Raw genomic sequence first — 25,045 nt, 5'->3', positions numbered from 1 at the left:
GTTTCTTCTTCTAGGGATAATCCTAGAATGTTCCTTCTCTTAACGACTCTAAAGCATACTCAAGGTCTTGAGGGTATTCACTGGTGAATGTCATGTTCTTCCCGCTGACAGGATGCTCAAATTCAAGAATATGAGCATGTAACCATTGACGGGTAAGCCCTAGATGTGCGCTCAACGAGGGATCTGCGCCATAGGTAAGGTCTCCACAACAAGGATGGTTCAACGCTGAAAAGTGGACACGAATCTGGTGGGTACGGCCTGTTTCTAAGTGTACGTTCACCAAGCTGGCTCGACCAAAAGCCTCTACCACCTGATAGTGAGTGATAGAGTCACGGCCGCCCTCAACGACAGCAAAACGCCATTCGTGTCCGGGGTGTCTCCCGATAGGAGCGTTGATAGTACCTTCTAAAGGGTCTGGTATGCCTTGAACTAAGGTGTGGTAAAGCTTTTTAACCGTACGTTCTTTGAAGGCACGTTTAAGAAAACTATATGAATGCTCATTCTTTGCTACCACCATAACACCAGATGTTCCAACATCTAAACGATGGACGATGCCTCGGCGTTCAGCAGCTCCAGAGGTAGAGATACTCACTCCTAAGCCCATTAAAGCGCTTAGCACTGTAGGCCCATGCCACCCCGGAGACGGATGAGCCGCTACCCCAGCCGGTTTATCAACGACAACAATATCTTCGTCCTCATAGATAATGGAAAACCCATCAACCAGCTGAGGGGTAATATCGCTTAAATCTCGAGGTGCTGGCGCGTCAACCTGTATATGGTCACCACGTGAAAGTTTGTAACTTTTAGCGACCTTAACTCTACGCCCGGAGGCATCAGTCACTTGAACATCGCCATTTTTAATCCAGCTTGCGGCCAAGGTCCTTGCGATGTTAAGGCTTTCAGACAGAGCGGCGTCAAGACGTAAACCGGCAAACTCTTCAACAACACTCTGGTATGTAATTCTTTGGCTCATGCGTTGCTTTCGTGACTTTCCTGCTCGATGGTATGAGAATTCTTCTTCTGAGAATAATCGTACGTTCCGTCAAGACGAATAGAACGAAAATTCTGCAAGACGATAAGTGCCATTGCGATACAAATACATGAGTCAGCAATGTTAAAAATGGCGAAGTTTCCGATAGAAATAAAATCTACAACATGCCCAACACCAAATCCTGGCGGGCGCAAAAGTCTATCGGTCAAGTTCCCCAATACGCCACCTAACAATAACGCTAAGGAAAAAACCCATACTGTTGATTGTGCTCTGACAAGACACCATAAGCATACCAGTACGGCAACCACCATCATCAGGGTAAATACCATGGTATAGCCAGTGCCAAGAGAGAAGGCTGCACCAGAGTTAAGAATGTAATACCAACGAATAACCCCTGGAACGACAGGAATCTTTTCCCCTAAAGTCATTGTCGTTTCGACAATGTACTTGGTACCTTGATCTGCCCCATAGGCAATCAGCACCGTCATCAATACCACGATTAGTTTAGGGAAGGCAGATAAGGTACGCACACATGGGCGGGGTTCAGACGGACCTGAGCTATGGGCACGATGATTCTGTTCTTTGGACATCCGGTGTTCTTTTCCCATCTGTGACAAGTCCTCAAGCGGCATATCGAGTTGACGTAATCGATTGTTACCGATTCATTATCAGCTCTGAATCACTATTTTATATAAACTGACGGGATAGTGAGGCATCATAATGATGCTTCCCACTATCCCGTCAAAAGCTCTAATCTAATATTTTAGCGCATAAAGGAGCTACCGGTAGGAGTAGCTGTTGAGTCAAGTTTGCTCTCAACAGAAGGAGCACTCTCCAAATCTTGAAGTTGCTCTTCGATGTACTTTCGCATACCTTCACGGTATTTCTTCTCGAATCCGCGCAGTTTCTCGACAGTAGCTTCAAGGTTAACTTTGTTCTGTTCAAGGTCGCCCAGAACTTTGGAACGCTCTTCTTGGGCGGAGGTCAGTAGTCGTGCAGACTCCTCACGGGCTTCGCTAATGAGACGCTTACGCTCTGTCTTGCCTTGGAAGATGTAATCATCGTGGACTTTCTGAGCCATAGCAAGCAATCCAGCCGCACTATTCGTGCCCATGCCGAGACCACCAGCAGCAGCTTCTGCTGCGTCGGTAGCTTCGGGGTCTGTGCTTGCAGCAGCCTGAGGTTCTGCAACTGCGGCGGCAGCAGCAACAGGGGCAGTCTGCTCTTCAGCGGTAGAAGCAACAACGGAGCTGCCTTGGGCTTCTGCCTGCTCTAACTGTTCTTGAGCCTGAGACAAACGACTTTCAGCTTCTTCAAGGTTTCGTTTGAGTGTTGCATTTTCGCTGTTAAGACGACGCAACTCAACAACAATTTCGTCGAGGAAGTCGTCAACTTCCTCAGGGTTGTACCCCTCTTTAAATTTGGTTGCCTGGAACCGTTTGTTGATGACGGCTTCTGGTGTAAGTGCCACTAAATATTCACCTCTAAATTCAAGCTTTTGCTGGACTCCCCGACGTAGCGATGCATCATCCCTAAAACACCGCTACTCTCTGAAAATTCTTCCTAGTTTTTTAAACTCAGCAACTAGGATACACGTGAGTGCACGTAAAATTGCCGTTTTATCGTGGAAAATTCTTCAATTATCCCCAAAAAATATGAGAACCATTGTTTTGAACACGAAATCTTCATCTGCGTTGCACCGTCGTTAGTCGCCGATATTAGCGGATAAGAATCTCGAGCTTATAACCGCCCACCATAAAACATTCTTTATACCAGACTACTACTCTTATGCATCCTCCAGCTCATCTAAGGAGAGTTTGCTTTAAGAAAACATAAAGATTAATCGGAAAAGGAAGTTATTGATAATCATAATCGCGAAGATAAGAATCAAAAACCCTAAATCTAACGACATGCCTCCCACTCGCAACGGTGGAACAAGACGCCGCAAAGCATTTAAAGGAGGATCAGTTATTGCATATACCGCAGAGGCCAGCACCAAGAACACACCTTGAGGCCTCCAAAAACGTGAAAACATTTGTACCCAGTCAAATACCAGCCGTAAAAGCAACGCAAAATACAGGGTAAAGACAAGGATATTCAGTAAAGCTAAGAGGTAACCAACCATGTGTTTTAGCCTTGGTTAAAGAAGTCGAGAGACTCACTGTCAAGCGCTACAGGAACTTCAGTACCCTTTGAACCGGAAACCTCAACATTCGATGGAGTCAGAAGAAATACTTTTTCAGTAACCCGCTCTAAATTACCTTGCAGAGCGAAAGTTAAACCGGCACAAAAATCGATAAGGCGTTTCGCATCAGATTCTGTCATCTCAGTGACATTCATGATAACGGGGATATTACTACGATAAGTTTCGCCGATGGTCTTAGCGTCGTTATAGGAGCGTGGGTGAACAGTAGTGATGAGGCGCAATTCTTCTTCGCTTTCGTCATGAGGTTGAATACGCTGAGGAGTGCGCTCCACAGCGTTTGAGGATACCAAAGGTTTTTCAGTTTGATGCTCTGAAGGCGACATATCGTACGTTGGTTCGTACTTCTGCTCGTCCTTCTCCTCACCAGCAAGATACAAATCTTCTCGCTGGTCAGATACTGAATCATGAGACATAACTCGAGAAGTATCCTCTTCTACAGGATACTGGTCGTACTCGTCATCAGGGAAATTATAAAGAACATCACGATTCTGACCGTAGTCATCGTCATATTCTTCCGCATAATCATCGAAATCATCGTAACGCTCATATGCACGATCTCGTGCAGGTTCTGTCTGTTCCCCTAAACCAAGGAATGACATCGCCTGATGAAATGTACGCCCTGCCATTTTTCACTCCATCTATAACGTAACCGGCTACAAAAACTCAATATCCGGTGTAGTTGCTTCTTCAATGTTTCACAGTATCAATTCTAGGGTTCTTTAGGATAGGAAAACGCGCCTAATAAAGAAAAAATAGAACAATAAACTAGCGTATTCTCCCACCACTTAACAACGTGAACCCATAATTTCCGAACCAATACGAACCCTGGTTGAACCCCAGCGAATAGCTTCTTCTAAATCTCCGCTCATACCAGCAGAAATCTCCCATGCTTGAGGAAAGTGCTCTTGTAACTCCTGAGAAATACCGTAGAGCGTTTCAAAACTTCTCTCGGCGTCACCCCCCAAAGGCGCAACAGCCATCACTCCGGCGCAGGATAACCCCTCACACTGTTCAAGACGCTCAGCAATACGAAAGACATCATCTCCGACAGCGCCACCACGTGAAGAATTATCACCAGAATCAGCAGATAAATTAACTTGCACAAAACAAGATAGCGACCCAGCAACTCGTGATTCTGCTCCGTCCTGAGCACATTGAGCTTTAGCTTTAGCCAGAGCATCCACTAAAGAAAGTCTGTCAACAGAATGCACCTCGTGCGCATAACGCACAACAGACTTTGCTTTATTCCGTTGCAACTGCCCGATAAAAGACCATCGCAAAGAATCCTGAGGATCAATCATCGGTTCAATAGCATACGCCTTCTCATGAGCTTCTTGGTCACGGTTCTCCCCCACAGAACGAACCCCCGCATGATAAAGAGCGAAAACATCTGTTACAGGAAAAAACTTCGTTACGACAGTGAGCTCAACTTTATGGCTTTGGGCATTACGAGAACCTGAATAGTCCTGTTCAGCACGGCTAATACGTTCTTGTACACGTATAAGATTGTGTTTTAGCTCTTCTGCGCGTTCAGCAGTATACGTTAACATTAGAGTCCCCTTTTCATAAGATTCTCAACCCACACAAGACCCGCAAAACGACCGTGCGGGTCCCCTCTACGATGAGAAAATAAGTTCTGGTTTTCAAAAGTACAGCAGGCTAACGAACTGTCAATTCTTATCTCATAGGGCATCTGGCGTAGAGCTTGTTCAGCTCCGGCCGGCAAATCTAAAGCATTCGTGCCCCAGCGACTCTCACATCGAACATCAGGAAGAATCTGAGCAGAATCCTCCTGCATTGCTGGGGGAACTTCATAGCATTGGCCGCAAATAGAAGGACCTATCCAAGCGGTCAGTTTTTCTGCTCCTTGGCGCACTAATGATTCTACGGTCTGTTGTAAGACACCATCGAGTAGCCCTCGTCGACCCGCATGAGCAACTGCAATCAACGGAAAATTTGTAGCAGAACATTCAGCAGTAAAAATCACAGGAATACAATCGGCCACCATAATAGCGAGAGGTTTTCCCTGAACAGAAAACATGGCATCGGCTTGAGGCGCGTCCGCCAACAAAGACTGTGCATATGCCACACGTTCTCGTTCTTGAAAAGCATCAGGCATGATTGGCTGAAGGTACTGTGTATCGACATCGATAACCTCAACACCGTGCACCTGATTCACATACGTGAAATGTTCTGAACCCAAACCTAAATACTGTTCAAGACGTTCACGGTTTTTAAGAACGTCTAAGAAATTCTGTCCTACATGTAATCCTAAGTTTCCTGCTGATATAGAGCTAAAAGCAACATGTACAGAACGTTCGTGCAAAGTTTCAATCGTATGTGCAATCAGCGGTGAACTCATGATGTCCTTAAGAAGAAAAATGAATACGAAAAAGGCAAAGCTCCCGGCGATAGATACGATGAAATGTCTACGCCAAGAGCTTTGCCCTTTACAGGATTACTTGAGGAAGTCAGGAACGTCCAAAGAATCTTTACGAGGAGCTTCTTCAACAACCGGTGGAAGATCTACATCAAAACCAGCGTTGTTAGGTACGTCGTTGCCCTGAGACTGCCAAGAGTTTACTGCAGGAGCCTGAGAGGTCTGAGTCTTTGCAGACGCACCGAATGGTGAGTTCTGCTGTGCAGATTGCTGGACAGATGAGCTATTTCCGTTAGCGTTCGTTTCAGGATTGACAGAATCAAAACCAGCAGCAATAACGGTCACACGAGCTTCATCGCCGAGCGCGTCATCAATAACAGCACCGAAAATAATGTTTGCGTCGGGGTGTGCAACTTCCTGAACCAAACGAGCAGCTTCGTTGATTTCGAATAGTCCCAAATCTGAACCACCCTGAATCGATAGGAGCACGCCGTGTGCGCCGTCGATGGATGCTTCAAGAAGAGGTGAAGCAATAGCAAGCTCTGCTGCTTTTACGGCACGGTCTTCACCAGAAGCTGAGCCGATACCCATCAGCGCAGAACCAGCCCCTTGCATCACAGACTTAACGTCTGCGAAGTCAAGGTTAATCAAACCGGGGGTGGTGATGAGGTCAGTGATTCCTTGGACGCCAGAGAGCAGTACCTGATCTGCAGATTTGAAAGCGTCCAACATGGAGACGTTACGATCTGAAATAGAGAGCAAACGATCGTTAGGAATAACAATCAAGGTGTCAACTTCGTCACGCAAAGCTGCGATGCCGGTCTCTGCTTGGTTAGAACGGCGGCGTCCTTCGAAGGTAAAGGGACGGGTAACAACACCAATCGTCAAAGCACCCAAAGAGCGAGCAATGCGAGCAACAACGGGAGCGCCACCGGTACCAGTACCGCCACCTTCGCCAGCAGTCACGAACACCATGTCTGCGCCTTTAAGAACTTCTTCAATTTCTTGTTCGTGATCTTCTGCAGCTTGACGTCCAACCTCAGGGTTTGCGCCTGCACCAAGACCACGGGTTAGTTCACGTCCAACGTCGAGCTTAACATCTGCATCTGACATCAAGAGCGCTTGCGCGTCAGTGTTAATTGCGATGAACTCGACGCCGCGAAGACCAACCTCAATCATGCGGTTGACAGCGTTGACACCGCCGCCGCCGATACCGACGACTTTAATGACTGCTAGGTAGTTCTGGGGGGTATTTGCGTCCATGAAGTCCCTCTAACGATTTTTAGGAATTATTGATGAATAAACACCAAACCTTCAACTTTATGTTGAATGATATTTATTCGACTTACGTGTATTTCAACTAGAAGCGTACCAACACTACAGAGGTTCTGTCGCTCTACATGTCAAAAAAACAGGATATTTTCTCGAAAAAATAAGAATTACACCCAAAGTTCAAGTTTAAGTTGAGCTATCGAGTCGTAGGAACCAAGGGACTTGAGACATCAAAAACCTTAATTTGAGAGTCCTCGCCCAATGCCTTCATAAGTTCAATAAGAACTTTAGCTTTAAGGTCGCTATCAGCAGTCGTACCCCACAAAACTTGACGATCGTCCCCCATCATCAAAGTAATCGTCGAAGTAGAATCAGCTTTCGCCTCAGTTACCATCGATAACAAATCACGAGGCAAAGATTCAAGAACCCGAGTCACCGTCTTAAACTGCGGAGTGTTCACAATAGCACTACCCCCAGCAATCAAAGGAACACCACTAGCTTCCAAAGAAGCCACCCGAGACAGCATCACACCTTCACTATCAACTAAGACATACTCTGAACCTTCCCGCACCGCAGCCACCGGAATACGTTCATGCAAAGTAACAATCAATTCGTGAGGAGCCCGAGCAGAAATAGAAACACCTCGAAGAACCTGCTGATGACCAATCAAATCAGCAACTTCCTGATCACTCACACGAGTCAAAGGAACACCCTCTAAACCACGTAACTTCTCCTCCACCGAAGCAGTCGACAGTAAAGAAGCCCCCTGCACCGTAATCGTTTTAATAGCCAAAAGCGGAGAATAAAAAACTATTCCCACAAAAATCGCCGCAATCACCAAAAGACCCAGCAACGTATAAATCCAACGTTTAACTGACTCACGAGAAAACGACAACACGCCAGAAGAAGACTGAGACGATACAGAAATAGCATCAGAACTATTCTGTTGCCCCACAGAAGAAGACTCTTTCGCAGCAGAACGAGCAGAACGCCACTGAGCAAAACGACGAGAACGCGCACTCACCAAAGAATCTTCCTCTATAGGCTTGACCTTAGAAGAATTAATACGAACGATAGGAGCCTCATTCAAAGACTCTCCATCTTTCAAAGCAGAAAACTGCGTACGATCGTCTGACATACCTATACTTTCGCACGCTTTAAAAGACGCTCAACAAGCTCTGGCCCATAAGAAGTCACATCACCAGCACCTACCGTCATAATAACGTCTCCAGGGCGAGCTTGAGAAAGAATCTGCTCCAAAGCCTCTTCAGGCTGAGCATAATGAACTTCAGAGAAACCAGCCTCAGTAATCAGTTCACTAGTAACTCCCTCAATCGGAAGTTCCCGAGCCGGATAAATATCTAAAACATATGAGCGGTCAGCAGTTGATAATGCCTGCGCAAATTCTTTAGCAAACTCTTGAGTACGAGAAAACAGATGAGGCTGAAAAAGCACGTAAAGACTATGTCCAGCAGCAACTGTTCGTCCGGCCTCTAACGCACGCAAAACTTCCGTAGGATGATGCGCATAATCATCAAAAACTCTAATATCGTTAATCACTCCACGCAGAGTAAAACGACGGTCAGTACCCTGAAATTGAGTAACCGATTTAAGACTGGAATCAGCATCATAACCAGCCAAAATACCACACGTAAAAGCAGCTAAAGCATTAAGCTGGTTGTGTTTACCCGGCACATTCAATACGAGCTGTCCAGTGCCTTGGTACTCCTGCTCTCCGACCGTAAAATCCCATGTCACCTGAGAAGAACAAACAACACCGTCACTGGTAGTTTCAGAAAGACGGACATGAGCATCCTCAGACTCACCATAAGTAATCACAGAATAACCAGCGTCACTTGTACGCGACGCTAAATCTCTAGCTCCTGCATCATCAATACAGGCGATAAGAACACCATCGTCAGGCATAGAACCAACGAACCGGGCAAAAGCCTCATGCACCTTATCCGCCGTTCCATAAAAATCGATATGGTCAGGTTCGACGTTAGTAACTACAGCAATCTCAGGACGGTAACGAACAAAAGAGCCGTCCGATTCATCAGCTTCAGCAACAAACCACGAACCCTGTTGGCAAGAACTCAAACGAGCATTCGTATCATATCCAGCAATTGTAGAACCAACCGCAAAAGAAGGATCAGCACCCAAAGCACCCAACGTCACAGAAATCATCGAACTTGTGGTTGTTTTCCCATGGGTTCCAGCCACCGCAATAACACGAGAAGTGTCCATCGTGGCAGCTAATGCTTCAGAACGATGAAGTACGCGAAGCCCTAGTTCTCGAGCTTTCACAAGTTCTGGATTATCAGCCGTAATCGCGGTAGAAACCACAACAGTATCTACGCCCACAATATTTTCAGCTGATTGTGGAGTAGAAATCTCAATACCTAGTTCTCTCAAACTATCCGTAGCCGATGATTCAGCGCGGTCAGAACCAGAAACATTCACGCCAGCCTGAACCATAAGACGAGCAATGGCAGACATACCAGCTCCGCCGATACCGACAAAATGAACTTTACCCAAAGAGCCCAAAGATAAACGCTCTGGGAAAGGAGGAGTTAACGGATGAGGGAGTTCTAGCTGAAGATTCATCAAATTATTAGTCATGCTGTGCCGCCTTTAGTACTTCAGTTGCCATGGTAGAAGCCGCATTACGGATTCCTTGAGCATAGGATTTTTCTGACATTTCACGGAGTCTATTCGTATCTGCCAATAATGCAGGAACATGATCTACAAACCACGAAGCAGTAAAATCTGCATCGTGAACAAGAATACCGGCATCTGCTTGAATCAAAGACCGAGCATTAATCTCTTGTTCCCCATTACCGATAGGCAACGGAACAAAAATTGCAGGAAGCCCAACAGCAGCGACCTCACTGACTGTAGCTGCTCCTGAACGAACAACTAAAAGATCAGCAGCAGCATACACATCTTCCATGCTGGTAATAAACTCTCGTTGCACATAATGTGGTGTTTGTCTGAGCATACCCTCAGGAGTTTTTAGTGACTTCTCACGCCCCGTAATATGCAAAATCTGAAAATTCCACTGAGGTAACTTAGGAAGAATCTGCTCAATAGTATTGTTAAGACTCTTAGCACCCAACGAACCACCCGTTACAACTAAAGTCGGCAAGGATGGGTCAAGTCCTAAACGCTTTCGAGCTTCTTCTCGCAAAGACTCACGATCAAGAGACTCAATATTCTCACGCATCGGCATACCAACATGTTGCCCCTGCGCAATCTGAGTATCAGCAAAAGCTGTTCCGACAAAAGCAGCTCGCTTCGCACCAAAAACGTTTGCCATCCCTGGTTTTGCGTTAGCCTCATGAATCACAACAGGTATAGACAACAAGCGCGCAGCAATATACATGGGAGGGCAAACATACCCGCCAACACCAACGACGACATCAGCTTCCGAAGAAACTAGAATCTGACGAGCTTTTTGAATCCCCTGCATAAATTTCCAAGGAAACTTCACTGCCGCAATATTAGGCCGACGAGGAAAAGGAGCTCGAGAAATGAAATCTATCTTATATCCAGCTTTAGGAACAATATCTGCTTCCAGACCGTCCTCGGTGCCTACCATAAGAATTTTTGCGTCAGGTGCTTGTCGAGTAACTTCCCGAGCAATAGCCAACATAGGGTTAATATGCCCGGCAGTTCCACCACCTGCCAACACGATGGAGGGGCTTATCGTCATGAGTTAAGTCTCCGTTCAATTTATGTGAACTTCAATTCTACGCCGGATCCGTTCACAACCCAAAGATTATTCTTCTCGAGGTGTTCTTCTACGACGCTGTTCTGGTCTCAAAGCTTCACGCTTCCCGCCCATACGTGAAGCGGTACGTCGTAAGTTTTCTGGAGACTCATACCGGCCCTTACCTCGAGAAACGGCCCGAGTACTATGCCGTTGTTCTCTACGACGCAATTGTTCAGCCGATTCTCTTCGATGAGGAGGTCTTTCTCCCCTACCGTTACCGTCAGGAACACCTTGTCTTAGAGGTCTATCTCTCTTATTCCGAGAGGTAGGAGGACGTTCATTCCGAGGAGATGACTCATTCTGGGGACCTCTTCTACGCTGAGGAGTAGACGCATTGTGAGGGCGACGCCGTTGAGTCCGTTGTGGTGATGGACGCGAAGAACTTCCTGAACCTCGACGAGGTGAAGTTGCTGGTGCCACGGCGGGTCCTAGACCAAAGAAACCTAATACCGGTAAAAATTTCTCATACCGTTCTGATATTGGAGCCAAGGGCTGGCGAAGCTGACGTTCCTCTTCACGAACAATTCTTCCCAAACGTGCACGACGTCGAGCATCCTTTTCGTGTGATTTAGTAGAAAAGAGTTGCTCATGACCAGCAGTAATCGAAAGCAACGGACTCTGCCGTGCAAAAGCAATCAAGATGCCTACTGCTAACAATGAGGTCACTAAAGATGATCCGCCATAGGATATGAAAGGTAGAGGAATACCAATTACCGGAAGAATTCCCGTCACCATGGCAATGTTAATCGTCGCTTGACTAATCAACCACAGCATAATTCCACCCGTAGCAAGAATGACAAAACGATCAGCACTGCGGAGCATAATACGTACACAACAGTAAATTAGCCCAAGGTACAAAATGATAGTGAGTAATGTACCGACCAATCCCAGCTCTTCACCAATAACAGCAAAGATATAGTCATTATGAGCTTCTGGAAGATAATTATATTTCTGTCGTGAACGACCTAATCCGACGCCCCAAAAACCGCCAGTGGTTAAAGCTGCTAAACCAGCATCAGACTGATCACAAATCGATCCTTGGCATTTACCGAAAAGCCCTAAAATGCGTTGCAGACGATTTGAACTTATTAAAACTGAAGCAACGCCGGCAACGGCAAAAATACCTAAGAGAGTCGCAAAAGATTTGGATGTAATTCCCGAAAACCACAACATACCCAAGAAAATAATGGCATATACAATGACAGTACCAATATCTTTACCTAAAGTAATCGCACCGATAAGTGGAAGCCCCCAAAGAACTTTCATCGGAAAAGGTGATTTAGAACCTTCCTCAGAAAGTCTCCGTTGGGATAGAGTCCACGCCATCCACATCACGAAAACAATCTTTGCCAGCTCAGAAGGCTGAATTTGAATGAAACCAATATTCAACCAGTTACGGTTACCACCGATTTCCTTACCAAATTGAGAGGTAAAAAGCTGGATAACGGTCATAACGGCCAATAAGGCATGAAGTATCCAGCCACGACGATAGAGCGTCACCGGAAGATAAGAAAAAATACCCAGGGCAATAAAACCAATAGCACCAAAGAATGCTTGGCGTACTGCTTGGCTAAAAGGTGACAGCTGAGCAGCAATTGCTTCAACGCTAGAAGCAGAGAGAACCATCATGATGCCAAAGAGAGTCAGCCCCACGGCAATCAAAAAAAGTAATAAGGCTACATCACTAATCGAAGAGTTCTCAGCCCGTCCACGAACACCCACATACCAGGCGGCTAAACGTTTACGAAAGCTTCTACGCGTCTGCTCTGATAAAGGTTCTGAAGCACCAGAAGAATGTTCTGGAGTTGTCGTGCTCAAACTATTGTCCCTTCACCTAGCAACCAATCATCGCTAGGGTTCGTGTCTTCACATCCAATTCGGCAAGAAAGTCAATCTTACATCTATCAGATTTATTCGTTCTCTGTTGAGCTAAGTTTTTCTACCAGTTGTGTAACTGCCTCAATGAAACAGTCACCACGATCTGCATAGGATTTAAATTGATCCATCGAAGCAGCTGCAGGAGCCATAAGTACGGTGTCTTTTTCTGATGCTATTTCATAGGCTTTAGCAACGGCACAAGACATGATGTGAGCACCACTAGCAGATTCTTCCAACTCATCAGTGACATTATAGAGTGGAACGCTGGGAGCATGCTTGGACAATGCATCACGTAACGAGAGCGTATCAGTGCCAATGATAATAACAGCTTTAAGCCGGTGCACATGAGAACGTACTATTTCTTCATAGTTAACACCCTTTGAGAGTCCCCCAGCAATCCAAATAACAGAGTCAAAGGAGCTAAGAGAAGCATGGGCCGCATGAGGATTTGTGGCTTTTGAATCATTAACCCACAACACTGAGTGTGTGTGAGCAACAGGTTGAATACGGTGAGCGCCTGGTTCGAAACTTTTCAAACCACGTTTTACGGCTTCAGGGGGCACACCAGCAGCACGACACAACGCCGCAGCAGCTAAAGCATTTTCGACAGTGTGCTTTGTCGGAAGCGCACCCGTATCAGCAACCTCAGCAAGTTCTAATGCCTCATGCTGACGATTTTCAGTAAAAGCACGGTCGACGAGTAATCCTTCAACAACACCTAACATAGAAAGTGCCGGAGAATTTGCGTGGAAGCCAATAGCACGGCAACCCTCACGAACGTCAGCTTCTTCAACCATACGAATAATATTCTGATGCTCGGCATGGAAAATACACGCTACCTGCGTATTTTCATAGATACGTGCCTTATCAGCAAGATAATTTTCGTATCCTTCATGCCAGTCAACATGGTCCTCAGCAACGTTGAGCACAACAGAAGCAAGAGGAGACATCGAGTACGACCAATGCAGCTGGAAACTAGATAGCTCTACCGCAAAATAATCGTATTCTACGGGATCTCTCAAAGCATCGAGAATCGGTATGCCAACGTTGCCAACAGCAACCGCACGATACCCTGCCTGCTGAAGAATAGATTCGGTCATTCCTACCGTAGTTGTCTTACCGTTAGTGCCGGTAATACATAACCATTGCGGGGTTTTTCTTCCTCGACGAGTGTTCAAACGCCAAGCAAGTTCAACATCGCCCCATACCTGCACACCATGTTCTTGAGCTTCTACGAATAAGCCAAGCTGAGGACGCAACCCTGGGCTTGTCACAATAAGTTCAGGAAGTTGCCCGTTAACGAGAGGTAAATGATCCATTGCGTCATCGGACAAAAGGGCATCAGATAGACCAACAATTTTAAGAGTCTGGACTTTTGAACGATTTTCTTCAGTATCAGCATTATCAATCACTAATACTTCTGCACCAAGCTCAATCAGAGTGTCAGCAGCAGAAAAACCTGAAACACCAAGTCCCGCAACAACAACACGTAGCCCCTCCCACGAGGCATCCCAGCTGGTGAGGCTTTCAAGACGTGAGGATGAATAAATAGGATTCTCGTTCGTTGCACGCATAACTTAGTTTACAATCCCCCCATGTCCCATGAGCCAGTCACCATAAAAGACACCAAGACCAAGCATCACGAAGATTCCAGCTACAATCCAAAAACGAATAACCACCTGAATTTCAGGCCACCCCCCCAGCTCAAAATGGTGTTGTAAGGGAGTCATACGGAAAATACGTTTCCCATTTGTCAGTTTAAAGTAGGTCAGCTGCATCATGACGGTCACGGTAATAGTGACGAATAGCCCTGCTAAGAGCACAAGGAGCAATTCGGTTCTTGTCAAAATGGCAAAAGCTGCTAACGCCCCGCCAAGGCCTAGAGCGCCAGTATCTCCCATAAAGATTGAGGCGGGAGAAGTATTCCACCATAAGAACCCAACTAGTGAACCAATCAGTGCAGCAGCAAGCATCGCCAGCTGCTGAGGGTCACGGACTTCATAGCAGACAGACTCTCCTGCAGCGCCAGCACAAAGGTGCTGAGTTTGCCATAGAGAAATCATTAAATATCCAGAAAACACCAGAATAGAAACACCTGTCGCCAAACCGTCTAAACCATCGGTAAGGTTCACCGCGTTACTCGTACCGGTAATAATCAGATTGCCCCAAAGCAGGAAAAGAAGTATCCCAATTATTGGGCCAAAGGTCAAAAAGTCAAAAGCGGTATCTCTTGTAATAGAAATAGCACTAGATGCAGGGGTACGCCCTTGAGCATTCGGGAAAAGTAGAACTAAACCTGTAAAAATTGTTCCTACTAGACCCTGAAGAATAAACTTCTCACGAGGTTTAAGACCCTCAGAATCTTTCTTATAGATTTTTCGAGCATCGTCAATCAGCCCGATTCCAGCCATTCCTAGCATCAAGAATAAAGCCAAAAGTACGGAGGCAGAAGGAATCCAAGAAGCTTTGAAAAATGCTGCTGTAATAAACAGTGAAAGGAAGAATCCTAAAGCCGTTGCTAACATCATGACCAGTCCACCCATTGTGGGAGTACCCAGCTTCTTCTGATGTGATGCGGGGCCTTCTTCCCGAATAAATTGGCCATAACTATGACGGCTTAAATATTTGATGAGTATTGGAGTGCCGAAAATTGAAATCGTCAATCCAAAAGTTGCAGCTAAAAGAATGGGAATCATGCTGTGGTGTTGCCTTCCGGCTTGTTCTGCACAAAAGTGTTTTCGGTAATGTTCTGAATATCAAAATCTGAGTTTACCTGTTGTGAGGGCTCACCGGCACTCAACCATTGTGTGGCGTTCGTGTCACGTTCTTCACTGAGTAGCTTTTCAACAGTTGCTACACGCTCACCAAGTTTTCCGAGCCCAGCAGCATGAGAAGATTTGAACAATAAAATATCTTCTGGCTTAGCTTCTTGGCTAATGAGCTGGTATGCCTCGTCTGTAGTAGCAACCCACGTTGCTTCCTCCCCCCACGAACCTTCAAGGTGCGCGGCGTTATAAATAGGTTGGGCGATATCGCCGACGGCTACAATCTTAGAAATGTTCATACGCACCGCGTAGCGTCCGAGCTTATCGTGTTCTTCAACAGAAACCTCGCCAAGTTCAAGCATGGGGCCAAGAATAGCCCATGTGCGTCGTTGTTGGGTGCGTCCTAGCTGAGCCAAAGCACGTAAAGCCGCCACCATCGATTCAGGATTTGCGTTATAGGCGTCGTTAATAACGGTAATTCCATCGGAACGGTCAGTACGTTGCATACGCCAACGTGAGATAGCTTTAGAAGTGTTAAGTACTTGTGCAATAGTCTCTGTCGAGATTCCAGCCTGATATGCGACGCTAGCGGCGGCGAGAAGGTTATATACGTGGTGCTCTCCGATAAGTTGTGAGCACACTTCGTAGGAGGCATTATTAGGGAAGACTATCGTGAATTCTGGGCATCCGTCATGACTTGTTCGGACGTCTTGTGCATATACACGTTCGTAGTGTCGATCGTCCTGTTCGTTCTTTGCACCGATACCAAAATAGGTTACTGGAGTTATAGCACGTGAAACCATACGGCGAACACGGTAGTCATCATCATTGAGGCAAAGGCTCAGTTTAACGCCTTCGGCAAGTTCACCTTTAGTTTTTTCGATGTTTTCAACGCCACCGAACTCTCCGGCATGAGCTGTACCGACCTTGAGTATGACACCGTGGTCAGGTTGAACGATATTCGCTAAGTATCTAATATGTCCAAGACCATCAGCCCCCATCTCAATTACTAAGTAACGGGTATTCTCATCGGCTCGGAAAATGGTCAGCGGGACACCGACTTCTCCGTTGTAGGAGCCAATCGGAGCAACAGTTTCTCCTGCTGTAGCAAAAATATTGGAGAGGAGGTCTTTGGTCGTTGTTTTACCGGCAGATCCGGTGATACCAATAACTGTCAGCTCAGCATTTTTGCGCATTTTCTCGATGCAGAATTGAGCTAAGCTTCCCATTGCCAACACAACATCGTTCACGCGAACTTGTGGGTAATAGCTGCCATCTTCTTTCGAGACGAGATGGTCTACTAGCGCTAAGCTCGCACCAGCACTAAAAGCTGAGGGAACGAAAAGATGTCCATCTGTTTTTTCCCCAGGCTTAGCAAGAAAGAGCGTACCTTCGCGTACTTCACGAGAATCAGTTGTTGCAAAATTACAAGTTATCTGATGAGCAGCTTCTGCAGAAATTCCTTCTAAGGAACCGCCGGTTGCCTGAGCAATCTCTGCCACGGTTAACGTAATCATATATGTTTATGCCTCCAACATCAGCTGATACTCAGCGAGTACGCTGTACCCATAGTGGTTAAGCGCGCGAGCTACTTCTACCCTATCGTCAAGTTCGATATCAACACCGGCAATATCTTGTGCAGTTTCGTGTCCACGGCCAGCTACAAGTACTGAATCGTATTCTTGAGCCAAAGAAAATGCGCGGTCAATAGCCTCTGCACGAGGAGATATGTTAAGTATCTGCTCAACGCGAGCGCCTCGCGCTTTTTCTTGTTCAGCGCCGTGAACAACAGCTTGACGAATAGGTGTTGGGTCTTCGGAGTGTGGGTCATCGTCGGTGACGATGACGATATCTGCGTATTGTGCAGCGATACTACCCATGATGGGGCGTTTTGTTTGGTCGCGGTCGCCGGTCGCCCCAAAGACAACAATAACTCGCCCTTTTTCGTTGGCAGGTCGGATGGCTTCTAATGCTCGTTTGAGCGCGTCAGGGTTATGAGCAAAGTCGACGATTGCGGTGGGTGCATTGCCGATAAGTTGCATGCGTCCTGGCACCACAGGTGTGAGGGTCTGTGGCTGTTCCAAAGCGTGTGTTAGTTCTGCGAAGTTCTGCCCTGATTCGTAAACCATCACTGCAGCTAGGGATGCATTCGATACGTTGAAGTCTGCTGGTAGTTGTGTTTGTAAGTGCAGTTGGGTGCCGTCTGCCCGAACAACGGTGAAGCGGTGTCCGGTGCCGTAACGTTCTACGTTAAGAAGTGCCCAGTCCTGTGGGTTAAGCCAGGTGGGTGTTTGTTTGTATCCGGCCCCGGTGTTGGTGTACAGGGCGACGACGTGTTCTGTGCCCATGTCTTGGCAGGCTTTTTGGTAGATGGTCTTGCCCCAAGAGTCGTCAACAGTAATGACGGCTCTAGCTGAACGTTCTGGGGTGAAGAGCTCTGCTTTAGAGGCGCAGTAGCTTTCCATATCTCCGTGTAAATCAAGGTGATCTTGAGTCAGGTTGGTAAATCCTGATACGTCGTATCGGATACCGTCTACACGGCGGTAGTCTAGAGCGTGGGAGGAGACTTCCATAGAAGTTGCGCTAATGCCACGTTCTCTCATCAGTGCAATCAGTGAGTGTACGTGTGGAGATTCTGGTGTGGTGAGTTTTGAAGGAATGGATTCTTGGCCTGCAAGAATCTCGATAGTTCCGATGAGCCCAGTCGTGTTTCCGAGGCTTTGCATGATGGAGTTCACCATATATGTTGTGGTGGTCTTCCCATTCGTTCCGGTTACCGCAAAGAGAGTTGGGGCGCTGCCATCTTGGGGTTGAGATTGGTAGATGTATCCGGATAGAGGGCCAATGAGTGACCGTGGTTCTTCACAGCTGATGAGCCCTAACTCAAAATCTTGGAGTGGCGGCAGATTTTTTGTATTAAAGATTTCCAGCCCCTGAGCATCAGTGAGTACTGCGGAGGCTCCTTGGTTGATTGCTGTATCAACAAAGTTTGCGCCGTGAGTTTGAGCTCCAGCAATAGCGACGTAAAGGTCTCCTTTTTGGACTTCTCGAGAGTCCATGGTGATTCCGGTGATATGTGGTGTATCAGTGAGTAACTGTACCGAGTGTCCAGCACGTATGAGGTAATCCACCAGCTCTTGTGCGGAGCGACCGACGATATTATGCGGACGGAGGCTCTGAGCCGTTCCGTGATCGGTTGGTTCCTCGGTGCTCATAGTATTCTGCGCTTTCATAATGCTCTTATTTTATAAGGTTGCTGGAATTTTCGTGAATTAAAGACTCTTTTACCTTATCGAGTTTTATCCCTCTCCGTCTTTTTCAGCAAATTTTGGTATTTCTACAGGCTCACTTACCGAGTATGGAACATTATAAGTGCTCAGTACTTTCTCCATAATTTGAGAAAACTGTGTAGCAGCACCAGCAAGACCAACGTTATATGCGTTAGCATCTGGACGCTGAATCGTTACGCTTACCAAAAATTGTGGATTTTCTAGGGGGGCTACCCCCACAAAAGAAGTGGTGTAACCGTCGTACCCTGCTTTGGTTTCACTCGGTGCCTCTGCAGTACCTGTTTTTCCGCCAACACGATATCCTGCAATTTGAGCGCCTTTTGCGTTTTGGAGAACCACATTTTCCATTAGAGATAAAGTAGTACGCGCTGTCTTTTCTGAGATAATTCGTGTACCAGGTTCAACAGGTATGACTTCTTCTGTACCGTCCGCATCGATAATAGCATCAACAATTCGTGGTTTAAGTTTGATGCCTAAGTTACCAACGGTTTGGTAAATCATGGCTGTTTGTAGAGGCGTTTGAGCAACACCTTGACCAAAGAGTACGGTGTATTGTTGGCGGACATCCCAATCTTTCCAAGAGGCTACGATTCCTTGATTTTCGCCGGTTAGCTCAATTCCCGTATATTCACCCAAACCATATTTCTTCAGCCAGTCATAACGTTGTTCAGGAGTCATTTTCTTTCCCGCAAGAACAGTTCCGGTATTCATAGAATCGGTGATGATACCAGAGAATGTGCGTCTCTGGGGAGGATGTTCAAACGCGTCGGTAATGGTCTGCCCGTCGATTACGAGTTCAGCAGGTACATCAAATACCGTTGTTGGGGTGACCAACCCCATCTCAAGTAAAGCTGTTGATGTAAGAATTTTTTCAGTGGATCCTGGTTCAGTCGCTTGGGTAATGGCTCGAGGGTTCATATCTGCATAGGTAAATTTCTGTGACCCCGGATCCATGGTGCTAGAGTCTGCTAAAGCCAGAATTGACCCGTCTGATACCTTCATAACAACGGCTGTTGCCCATTCGGCTTTAAGCTCGTCGGCACGTGCTTTAACGACTTGTTGTGCAAAATATTGAATATCTTGGTTGATAGTCAGACGAACATTTTTTCCGTTGACGGCGGGAACGTTATGCTCATCCCCAACGGGAATACGTACCCCAGTTGCACTGATTTCGAAGCTACGTTCTCCATTTTTTCCGGCGAGGGTTTCTCCATATACGCGTTCTATTCCTACGGAGTTATTTTGGAGTTCAACCTCATCCGAACCTTCAACTTTAGCTTCAACCATCTGGAAGCGTCCAACGACAGAGCCACCTACTGCACCATTAGGATACAGGCGCTCAGAAGTGACTTTTCCATAGACAAATGTTGCGCCTAAATCGCTAACAGCGTTATACACCTCTGGCGTGACGTTATCTTTAACAACCGAATATTTTCTATCACCGTCAAGTGCAGCTTTAACATCTGAGTCTGACATTTTCAGCAGATCAGCTAACTCGTACACTAGCTGACTGGGAGTAACCAGCTCCGTCTTATTCTGGTCTTTATCGCCTTTAATATAACGACGGAATGGCGCAACAGCACTTTGATCAACAACAACAGTGTAACGTTGAACGGTTCGAGCAAGGATATTTCCGTTAATATCAAGAATCTGACCTCTTAAAGCCGGAATTTCTTGTGTTCGAATTCGTCGTTCTTTCGCCTTTGCCGCAATACCGTTAGGATCAAATCCTTGAAGGTATAAGAGACGAGCGCTGAAGAGTCCCAGTCCAGCAGTACCGATAGCACTTGCTAAAAAGGCACGACGCCCGATTGCCCGACGTTCTATCGGGCGCGAACTAGGTGCAGGTTTCCCAGTTTCTTTTTCGTTCATCGCGTTTCCCTTAAACTTTCTCAACCTCTGGTCTTAGCATTACGATAGCCGGCTAACACCATACCTATTTTTCCGCAGCACTCTCAAGTTCACGCGAAAAGTATTTGCCCTACTTAATAACACGTAGAATCTTTGGATAATCTCCTACTGACAAGCAATATCACTAAAAACCTCTATCCGGTATATACGAAGACGGCACATTCCAGCTATTAGTGGTTTGTATCTGGCGCAGGCTGCAGTAAAGAGGTGTTCAAGCCAGGCTGTTGTGATGGCGCTGAAGAAGGAGGAGAATCACCCTGTTGTTCAGATTGTTGATGCTGAGCTTTTTGTTCAGTTTCTTTCTTCTGGCGTGCGGCATCTTCTTTACGTTTCTGTTCTGCACGCTCTTTTTTAAGCTGTTCAGCAGCTCGTTCGCTCGCTTTAGCGTATGCTTCAGTGTCGTACAAGGCAGGTGGACTAATCAAGTTTTTACGATATTCTTGACCTTCAACTTTTGTAGCAGGAGTAGGAGTTCCACTAAGCTGTCCTGTTTGTAGGTTTAGTGTTGTTGTCACGTCTGTGGCAACAAGCCCTAGTTGAGAGGCCCGCACAGCCAAATCTTGAGGAGCTTTATCGTATTCAATTTCTTGGACGAGCGCCTCATTCTTTTCGATCAGGCTCTTCTCCTGCGCTCGAAGATCTAAGAGTTCGTATTGTCCTTGAGCAGTAAGAATATTAAGCCATAGGATGATGCCAAGAGCGAAAGGAATAGCAAGGAATCCCAGAATAATCAGCATTCTCCGGTTTTTAGGTGCAGCACCGGGCACCAACGCTGGTCGGGATTTAGGAGAGTCCGCTGGTACAGAATCAGAGACAAGACGTAAATGACGTTTTGATGAAGATTTTTTCATGCTCCGCCCTCGACGAGGGAATTGAGGTTCAGCGCTCATTTATCGTCCTCCTCCCTGACGCATCTTAATCTTTTCAGCAGCTCTTAGCTTTGCACTAGCTGCTCTCGAATTTTCACTAATTTCTTGTTCACTCGGCGGTTCTGCCCCACGAGTAATAATTTTTAGCTCCGGTCGATGCTCTTCAAGTTCAACCGGAAAACCTTTAGGTGCGCTAGAAGTCGCTTTTGCGACCATTGCCTTTTTGACCAGTTGGTCTTCTAAACTGTGATAGCTCATCGCAACAAGACGCCCACCAAGATTCAACGCCTCGATAGCTGAAGGGATTGCACGAGAGAGAGCATCTAGCTCATGATTAACTTCGATACGTAGAGCTTGAAATGTTCTTTTTGCGGGGTGTCCACCTTGACGTTGAGCAGCAACAGGAACAGCACGCTGAATCGCATTAACAAGCTCCCCTGTCGTTGTTAAAGGTTGTTCTTGTCGTGTTTTAACAATCTCTGCAGCAATACGTGATGCAAATTTTTCTTCTCCCCAAGAACGAATGATACGACGCAAATCGTCAACAGAATATTCGTTGACAATACGTTCAGCAGTCAGTTCTTCAGTAGAGTCCATACGCATATCAAGTGGCGCGTCATAAGAATAAGCAAAACCTCGCTCACGTTCATCTAATTGCATAGAAGAAACGCCAAGGTCAAAAAGTATGCCATCAACGGAGCTCAGCCCTAGAGATGAAAGAACATCTGGAATTTCATCGTATACCGCATGGACGGGTTTAAACCTTGAACCAAAACGTTCAAGCCGTTTTCCCGCGATACGGTGAGCTTCAAGGTCACGGTCGATACCGATAACGGTTAGCCGGGGGAATCGTTCAAGCATTGCTTCGGTATGCCCCCCCATCCCCAATGTGCCATCAATGGCGTAGGCGTCATCACGGCTGATGGCAGGCGCAAGAAGCTCAAGGCAGCGGTCAAGCATAACGGGGATATGCCTCTGATGGGCTTCTTTGCCGAGTGCGGCACCGTCAGTCACTTTTGCTCCTTCACGTTATGGCCTATAACGTTTTCATGATGTGGGGTGGTTCTTAGTGGCTATACCTTTGACAGTTATACAATGAAACCGTCTAAAGCTTCTTCATCCGTTGCTGAAAATTCGTGTTCTTTCTCTGATAGGTAGGTTTCCCATACCTGAGAATCCCAAATCTCAGCTCTGCTACCAGCACCGATAACAGTTAGTTCTTTCCCTAAACCTGCATACTCACGCAAGTTGGTAGGTATAGTGACTCTTCCTTGTTTATCGGGAACTTCATCAGAAGCACCCGATAGGAATACACGAATATAGTCACGAGACTGTTTGGATGAGATAGGGGCCATTCTCATTCGCTCATGAATGTGCTGAAACTCTTCTAAGGGGAAAACGTAGAGGCAACGTTCTTGCCCTCGAGTTAGGACAAGTCCGTCAGCTAGAGATTCTCTAAAACGAGCCGGGAGAATAACCCTCCCTTTAGCGTCAAGACGAGGCGTATATGTTCCTAGAAACATTAGTACACCTCACATTTCTCTAGTTTCTTCATGCGCTTAAAGAATGAAAACTACAACCGTGTTGTTTCGCCTTACCCCACTTTACTCCACTTTCCTCCCCAGTCTACCCAAATACCCGCATTTCTCGATGTTTTTAAGAGTTTTCACATTTCTTTTGCATCATGACTCACCAAAGCCGACACCAACAGCATTTTTCTCACACACCCCAGCGCCTCAACACAAAAGCGGCGGTATGGATACCCATACCGCCGCTTTTCTCAATAACTTGTTGAGAAAACTTATAGACCGCCGTTTTGACGCTTATCCCATTTCTCTTCTAAATCTTTCATAAACCGCGAAGTATTTTTGCCAGAAGAACGAACCTTCGGAGAAGATTTTCCGACACCAGAGGAATTTTTCAACGTTGCAACATAAACTCCCACGCCAGTGATGATACAACCAAAAACACCAAGAAGAATTAGCTTTGTACTAACGCCTGCTATAACAACGCCTAAACCAACAAGAGCAATTAAAACACCAAGAACTACGTGCCGAGCAGAATAGGTCACCGCAGGTGGAGCGTCCGCCGAAGACATAGAGCTTGCAAACTTTGGATCTTCCGCATTGAGCTGTTGTTCAAGCTGTGCTAACAGCTGTTGCTCACGTTCCGAAAGTGGCATATTGCTCCCCTGTCTTCATAGTCATCAATGGGATAGAAGAGACAAAGTATCTCTTTCTCAAACTCTCCCCTCATCATACAGAACCATAACCTATGGTGCTATGGATATATCAAGAATACTTAGGGTTATTTTCTTCTCACATATATCCTACGATTTCTCATGATTTTCACAGAGAGGGAAAGGGCCTAATAATTTGGCGGGCATAATACCTTGAGACCCAAAACGTTCATGAATCTGATCCATAATTTCTTCTGCACGAGACCAGCGCTCATTCCCACTACACAACATCGACTCAGCGGAATAATTCTCGCCCGAGAACGTCTCAAAGAGGGAACATTGAATGCCTTTCTCTACATCGCGAAGGTTCTCCGCTCTAACACCAATCAATCGAATCCCTCGATAAGAAAATCCATGACTATCAAACACAGAAAGCTCACGTATTTTCTCTAAAGCAACAGCATAAATTTTTTGACCAGAGTTAATACTCTCTAAAGAGGTAGAGCGGGTGACCGTTTGAAAATCTGCATAACGAATTTTAATAGAAATAGTTGATGCATATTTACCAATTTTTCGCAGTCGAGCACCGACAGATAAAGACAATTTAAGTAATTCCTGTTGCACCTGCTCATAGGATGAAACATCTTGATAAAAGGTATATTCTGCACCCACCGATTTTGTTGGGCGCTCAGGAATTACCTCTCGAAGGTCAATACCTCGAGCAATATCATAAAGATGAGAACCGGCACTGGTACCAAAACGAGACATAAGAAAAGAACGAGAATGCTCCCGTAGCTGGGATACCGTACGCACCCCAATATCAGCTAATAGCTGTTGGGTTTTAGACCCAACTCCCCATAATTTCTCGACAGGAAGAGGATCCAAAAACTCTTGAACTTGATGAGGCTCAATCACCCATAATCCATGCGGCTTACTCGCAGATGAAGCCATTTTGGCAATAAATTTCGTAGGACCTAGCCCTATCGAACACGGCAAAGATAATTCACTCATAATTCTTCGTTGCATCTGTTGAGCAGTATGCACAGGATGCCCTAAAGTTCGCACAGTACCACTTAAATCCACAAAAGCTTCATCGATACTAATTTTTTCGACGAGAGAGCTATAACTTCTCAAGATATTGAGCATCTGCTGAGAATACTGGGCATAATCTGCACTCGGTGGAATAATGACAGCCTGCGGGCAAAGAGATCGTGCTCTTAGAAGCGGCATTGCTGAACGCACACCATAAGCTCGCGCAGAATATGACGCAGAGAGCACAACAGAGCGAGCGCCTTCTTTCGCCACGATAACAGGCGCGTCGATTGTGCAATTTCGGTGAAGCAACTCAACGTTAACGAAAAAAGCGTCCATATCAAGGTGCATAATAATCTTCGAAGGACTTTCCGACATAACAACACCACCCAGTTAGAACATATATTCGATAAAGTTCTACTAAGAGCATATAACTTTTAGTGGCTTCTACACATCAACACCCCGAGAGTTCCTGCATTACAGTAGATTTTCCTTCA

At 46.2% G+C, this 25,045-nt stretch carries 22 protein-coding genes; all 22 read right to left on the bottom strand.

The genetic code is table 11. The features are described from left to right. Positions 1-22: 22 nt before the first annotated feature. Positions 23-973, bottom strand: coding sequence for an RluA family pseudouridine synthase (locus tag ACN084_RS06690; RefSeq protein WP_419101876.1), 951 nt, complete (start codon positions 971-973; stop codon positions 23-25). After that, complete coding sequence (gene lspA, locus ACN084_RS06685) at positions 970-1,599, bottom strand: signal peptidase II (RefSeq protein WP_419106316.1); 630 nt, start codon at positions 1,597-1,599, stop codon at positions 970-972. Before lspA ends, ACN084_RS06690 begins: the two co-directional genes overlap by 4 nt. A gap of 155 nt (positions 1,600-1,754) precedes the next feature. Next, positions 1,755-2,462, bottom strand: coding sequence for a DivIVA domain-containing protein (locus ACN084_RS06680; RefSeq protein ID WP_419106314.1), 708 nt, complete (start codon positions 2,460-2,462; stop codon positions 1,755-1,757). 351 nt (positions 2,463-2,813) lie between these two features. Beyond that, a complete protein-coding gene (locus ACN084_RS06675; RefSeq protein ID WP_419106312.1) occupies positions 2,814-3,116 on the bottom strand; it encodes a YggT family protein in 303 nt (100 codons plus the stop codon). A 5-nt stretch (positions 3,117-3,121) separates the two neighbouring features. After that, a complete protein-coding gene (locus ACN084_RS06670) occupies positions 3,122-3,823 on the bottom strand; it encodes a cell division protein SepF (RefSeq protein ID WP_419106311.1) in 702 nt (233 codons plus the stop codon). Positions 3,824-3,982: 159 nt separating this feature from the next. Beyond that, a complete protein-coding gene (locus ACN084_RS06665) occupies positions 3,983-4,747 on the bottom strand; it encodes a YggS family pyridoxal phosphate-dependent enzyme (protein ID WP_419106310.1) in 765 nt (254 codons plus the stop codon). Continuing rightward, positions 4,747-5,559: a polyphenol oxidase family protein gene (locus ACN084_RS06660; protein WP_419106308.1), complete on the bottom strand. Its 813-nt coding sequence runs from the start codon at positions 5,557-5,559 to the stop codon at positions 4,747-4,749. Before ACN084_RS06660 ends, ACN084_RS06665 begins: the two co-directional genes overlap by 1 nt. Before the next feature lie 96 nt (positions 5,560-5,655). After that, entirely contained in the window at positions 5,656-6,840 is a 1,185-nt protein-coding gene (ftsZ, locus tag ACN084_RS06655) for a cell division protein FtsZ (protein WP_419106307.1), read from the bottom strand. A 205-nt stretch (positions 6,841-7,045) separates the two neighbouring features. After that, the gene (locus tag ACN084_RS06650; RefSeq protein ID WP_419106306.1) at positions 7,046-7,987 is read right to left on the bottom strand and encodes a cell division protein FtsQ/DivIB; all 942 of its coding nucleotides are present in this window, start codon (positions 7,985-7,987) and stop codon (positions 7,046-7,048) included. A gap of 2 nt (positions 7,988-7,989) precedes the next feature. After that, on the bottom strand, positions 7,990-9,471 hold the full coding sequence (gene murC, locus ACN084_RS06645) for a UDP-N-acetylmuramate--L-alanine ligase (protein ID WP_419106305.1): 1,482 nt from the start codon (positions 9,469-9,471) through the stop codon (positions 7,990-7,992). Beyond that, positions 9,464-10,564 (bottom strand): undecaprenyldiphospho-muramoylpentapeptide beta-N-acetylglucosaminyltransferase, encoded by a 1,101-nt coding sequence (gene murG / locus ACN084_RS06640; protein ID WP_419106304.1) that lies wholly within the window; start codon positions 10,562-10,564, stop codon positions 9,464-9,466. Before murG ends, murC begins: the two co-directional genes overlap by 8 nt. Positions 10,565-10,630: 66 nt before the next feature. Continuing rightward, a complete protein-coding gene (locus ACN084_RS06635; protein ID WP_419106303.1) occupies positions 10,631-12,442 on the bottom strand; it encodes an FtsW/RodA/SpoVE family cell cycle protein in 1,812 nt (603 codons plus the stop codon). Between the two features lie 92 nt (positions 12,443-12,534). Next, a complete protein-coding gene (murD, locus tag ACN084_RS06630; RefSeq protein WP_419106302.1) occupies positions 12,535-14,076 on the bottom strand; it encodes a UDP-N-acetylmuramoyl-L-alanine--D-glutamate ligase in 1,542 nt (513 codons plus the stop codon). Positions 14,077-14,079: 3 nt separating this feature from the next. Then, the gene (gene mraY / locus ACN084_RS06625) at positions 14,080-15,198 is read right to left on the bottom strand and encodes a phospho-N-acetylmuramoyl-pentapeptide-transferase (protein ID WP_419106301.1); all 1,119 of its coding nucleotides are present in this window, start codon (positions 15,196-15,198) and stop codon (positions 14,080-14,082) included. Then, a complete protein-coding gene (locus ACN084_RS06620; RefSeq protein WP_419101890.1) occupies positions 15,195-16,784 on the bottom strand; it encodes a UDP-N-acetylmuramoyl-tripeptide--D-alanyl-D-alanine ligase in 1,590 nt (529 codons plus the stop codon). Before ACN084_RS06620 ends, mraY begins: the two co-directional genes overlap by 4 nt. A gap of 6 nt (positions 16,785-16,790) precedes the next feature. Next, positions 16,791-18,482, bottom strand: coding sequence for a UDP-N-acetylmuramoyl-L-alanyl-D-glutamate--2,6-diaminopimelate ligase (locus ACN084_RS06615; protein WP_419106300.1), 1,692 nt, complete (start codon positions 18,480-18,482; stop codon positions 16,791-16,793). Positions 18,483-18,566: 84 nt separating this feature from the next. After that, on the bottom strand, positions 18,567-20,429 hold the full coding sequence (locus ACN084_RS06610) for a peptidoglycan D,D-transpeptidase FtsI family protein (RefSeq protein ID WP_419101892.1): 1,863 nt from the start codon (positions 20,427-20,429) through the stop codon (positions 18,567-18,569). Between the two features lie 209 nt (positions 20,430-20,638). Continuing rightward, complete coding sequence (locus tag ACN084_RS06605) at positions 20,639-21,358, bottom strand: hypothetical protein (protein WP_419101893.1); 720 nt, start codon at positions 21,356-21,358, stop codon at positions 20,639-20,641. Next, positions 21,359-22,351, bottom strand: a complete 993-nt coding sequence (rsmH, locus tag ACN084_RS06600) for a 16S rRNA (cytosine(1402)-N(4))-methyltransferase RsmH (RefSeq protein WP_419101894.1) — start codon at positions 22,349-22,351, stop codon at positions 21,359-21,361. A 74-nt stretch (positions 22,352-22,425) separates the two neighbouring features. After that, positions 22,426-22,860: a division/cell wall cluster transcriptional repressor MraZ gene (mraZ, locus tag ACN084_RS06595; protein WP_419101895.1), complete on the bottom strand. Its 435-nt coding sequence runs from the start codon at positions 22,858-22,860 to the stop codon at positions 22,426-22,428. A 278-nt stretch (positions 22,861-23,138) separates the two neighbouring features. Then, positions 23,139-23,519: a DUF3040 domain-containing protein gene (locus ACN084_RS06590; protein ID WP_419101896.1), complete on the bottom strand. Its 381-nt coding sequence runs from the start codon at positions 23,517-23,519 to the stop codon at positions 23,139-23,141. A gap of 147 nt (positions 23,520-23,666) precedes the next feature. Then, positions 23,667-24,926, bottom strand: a complete 1,260-nt coding sequence (gene dinB, locus ACN084_RS06585) for a DNA polymerase IV (RefSeq protein ID WP_419101897.1) — start codon at positions 24,924-24,926, stop codon at positions 23,667-23,669. Positions 24,927-25,045: the final 119 nt, after the last annotated feature.

The organism is Rothia sp. P7208 (genome assembly GCF_048512915.1).
GTDB lineage: Bacteria > Actinomycetota > Actinomycetes > Actinomycetales > Micrococcaceae > Rothia.
The sequence above is the reverse complement of the archived record's forward strand: the minus strand, read 5'-3'. Positions and strand labels throughout refer to the sequence as shown.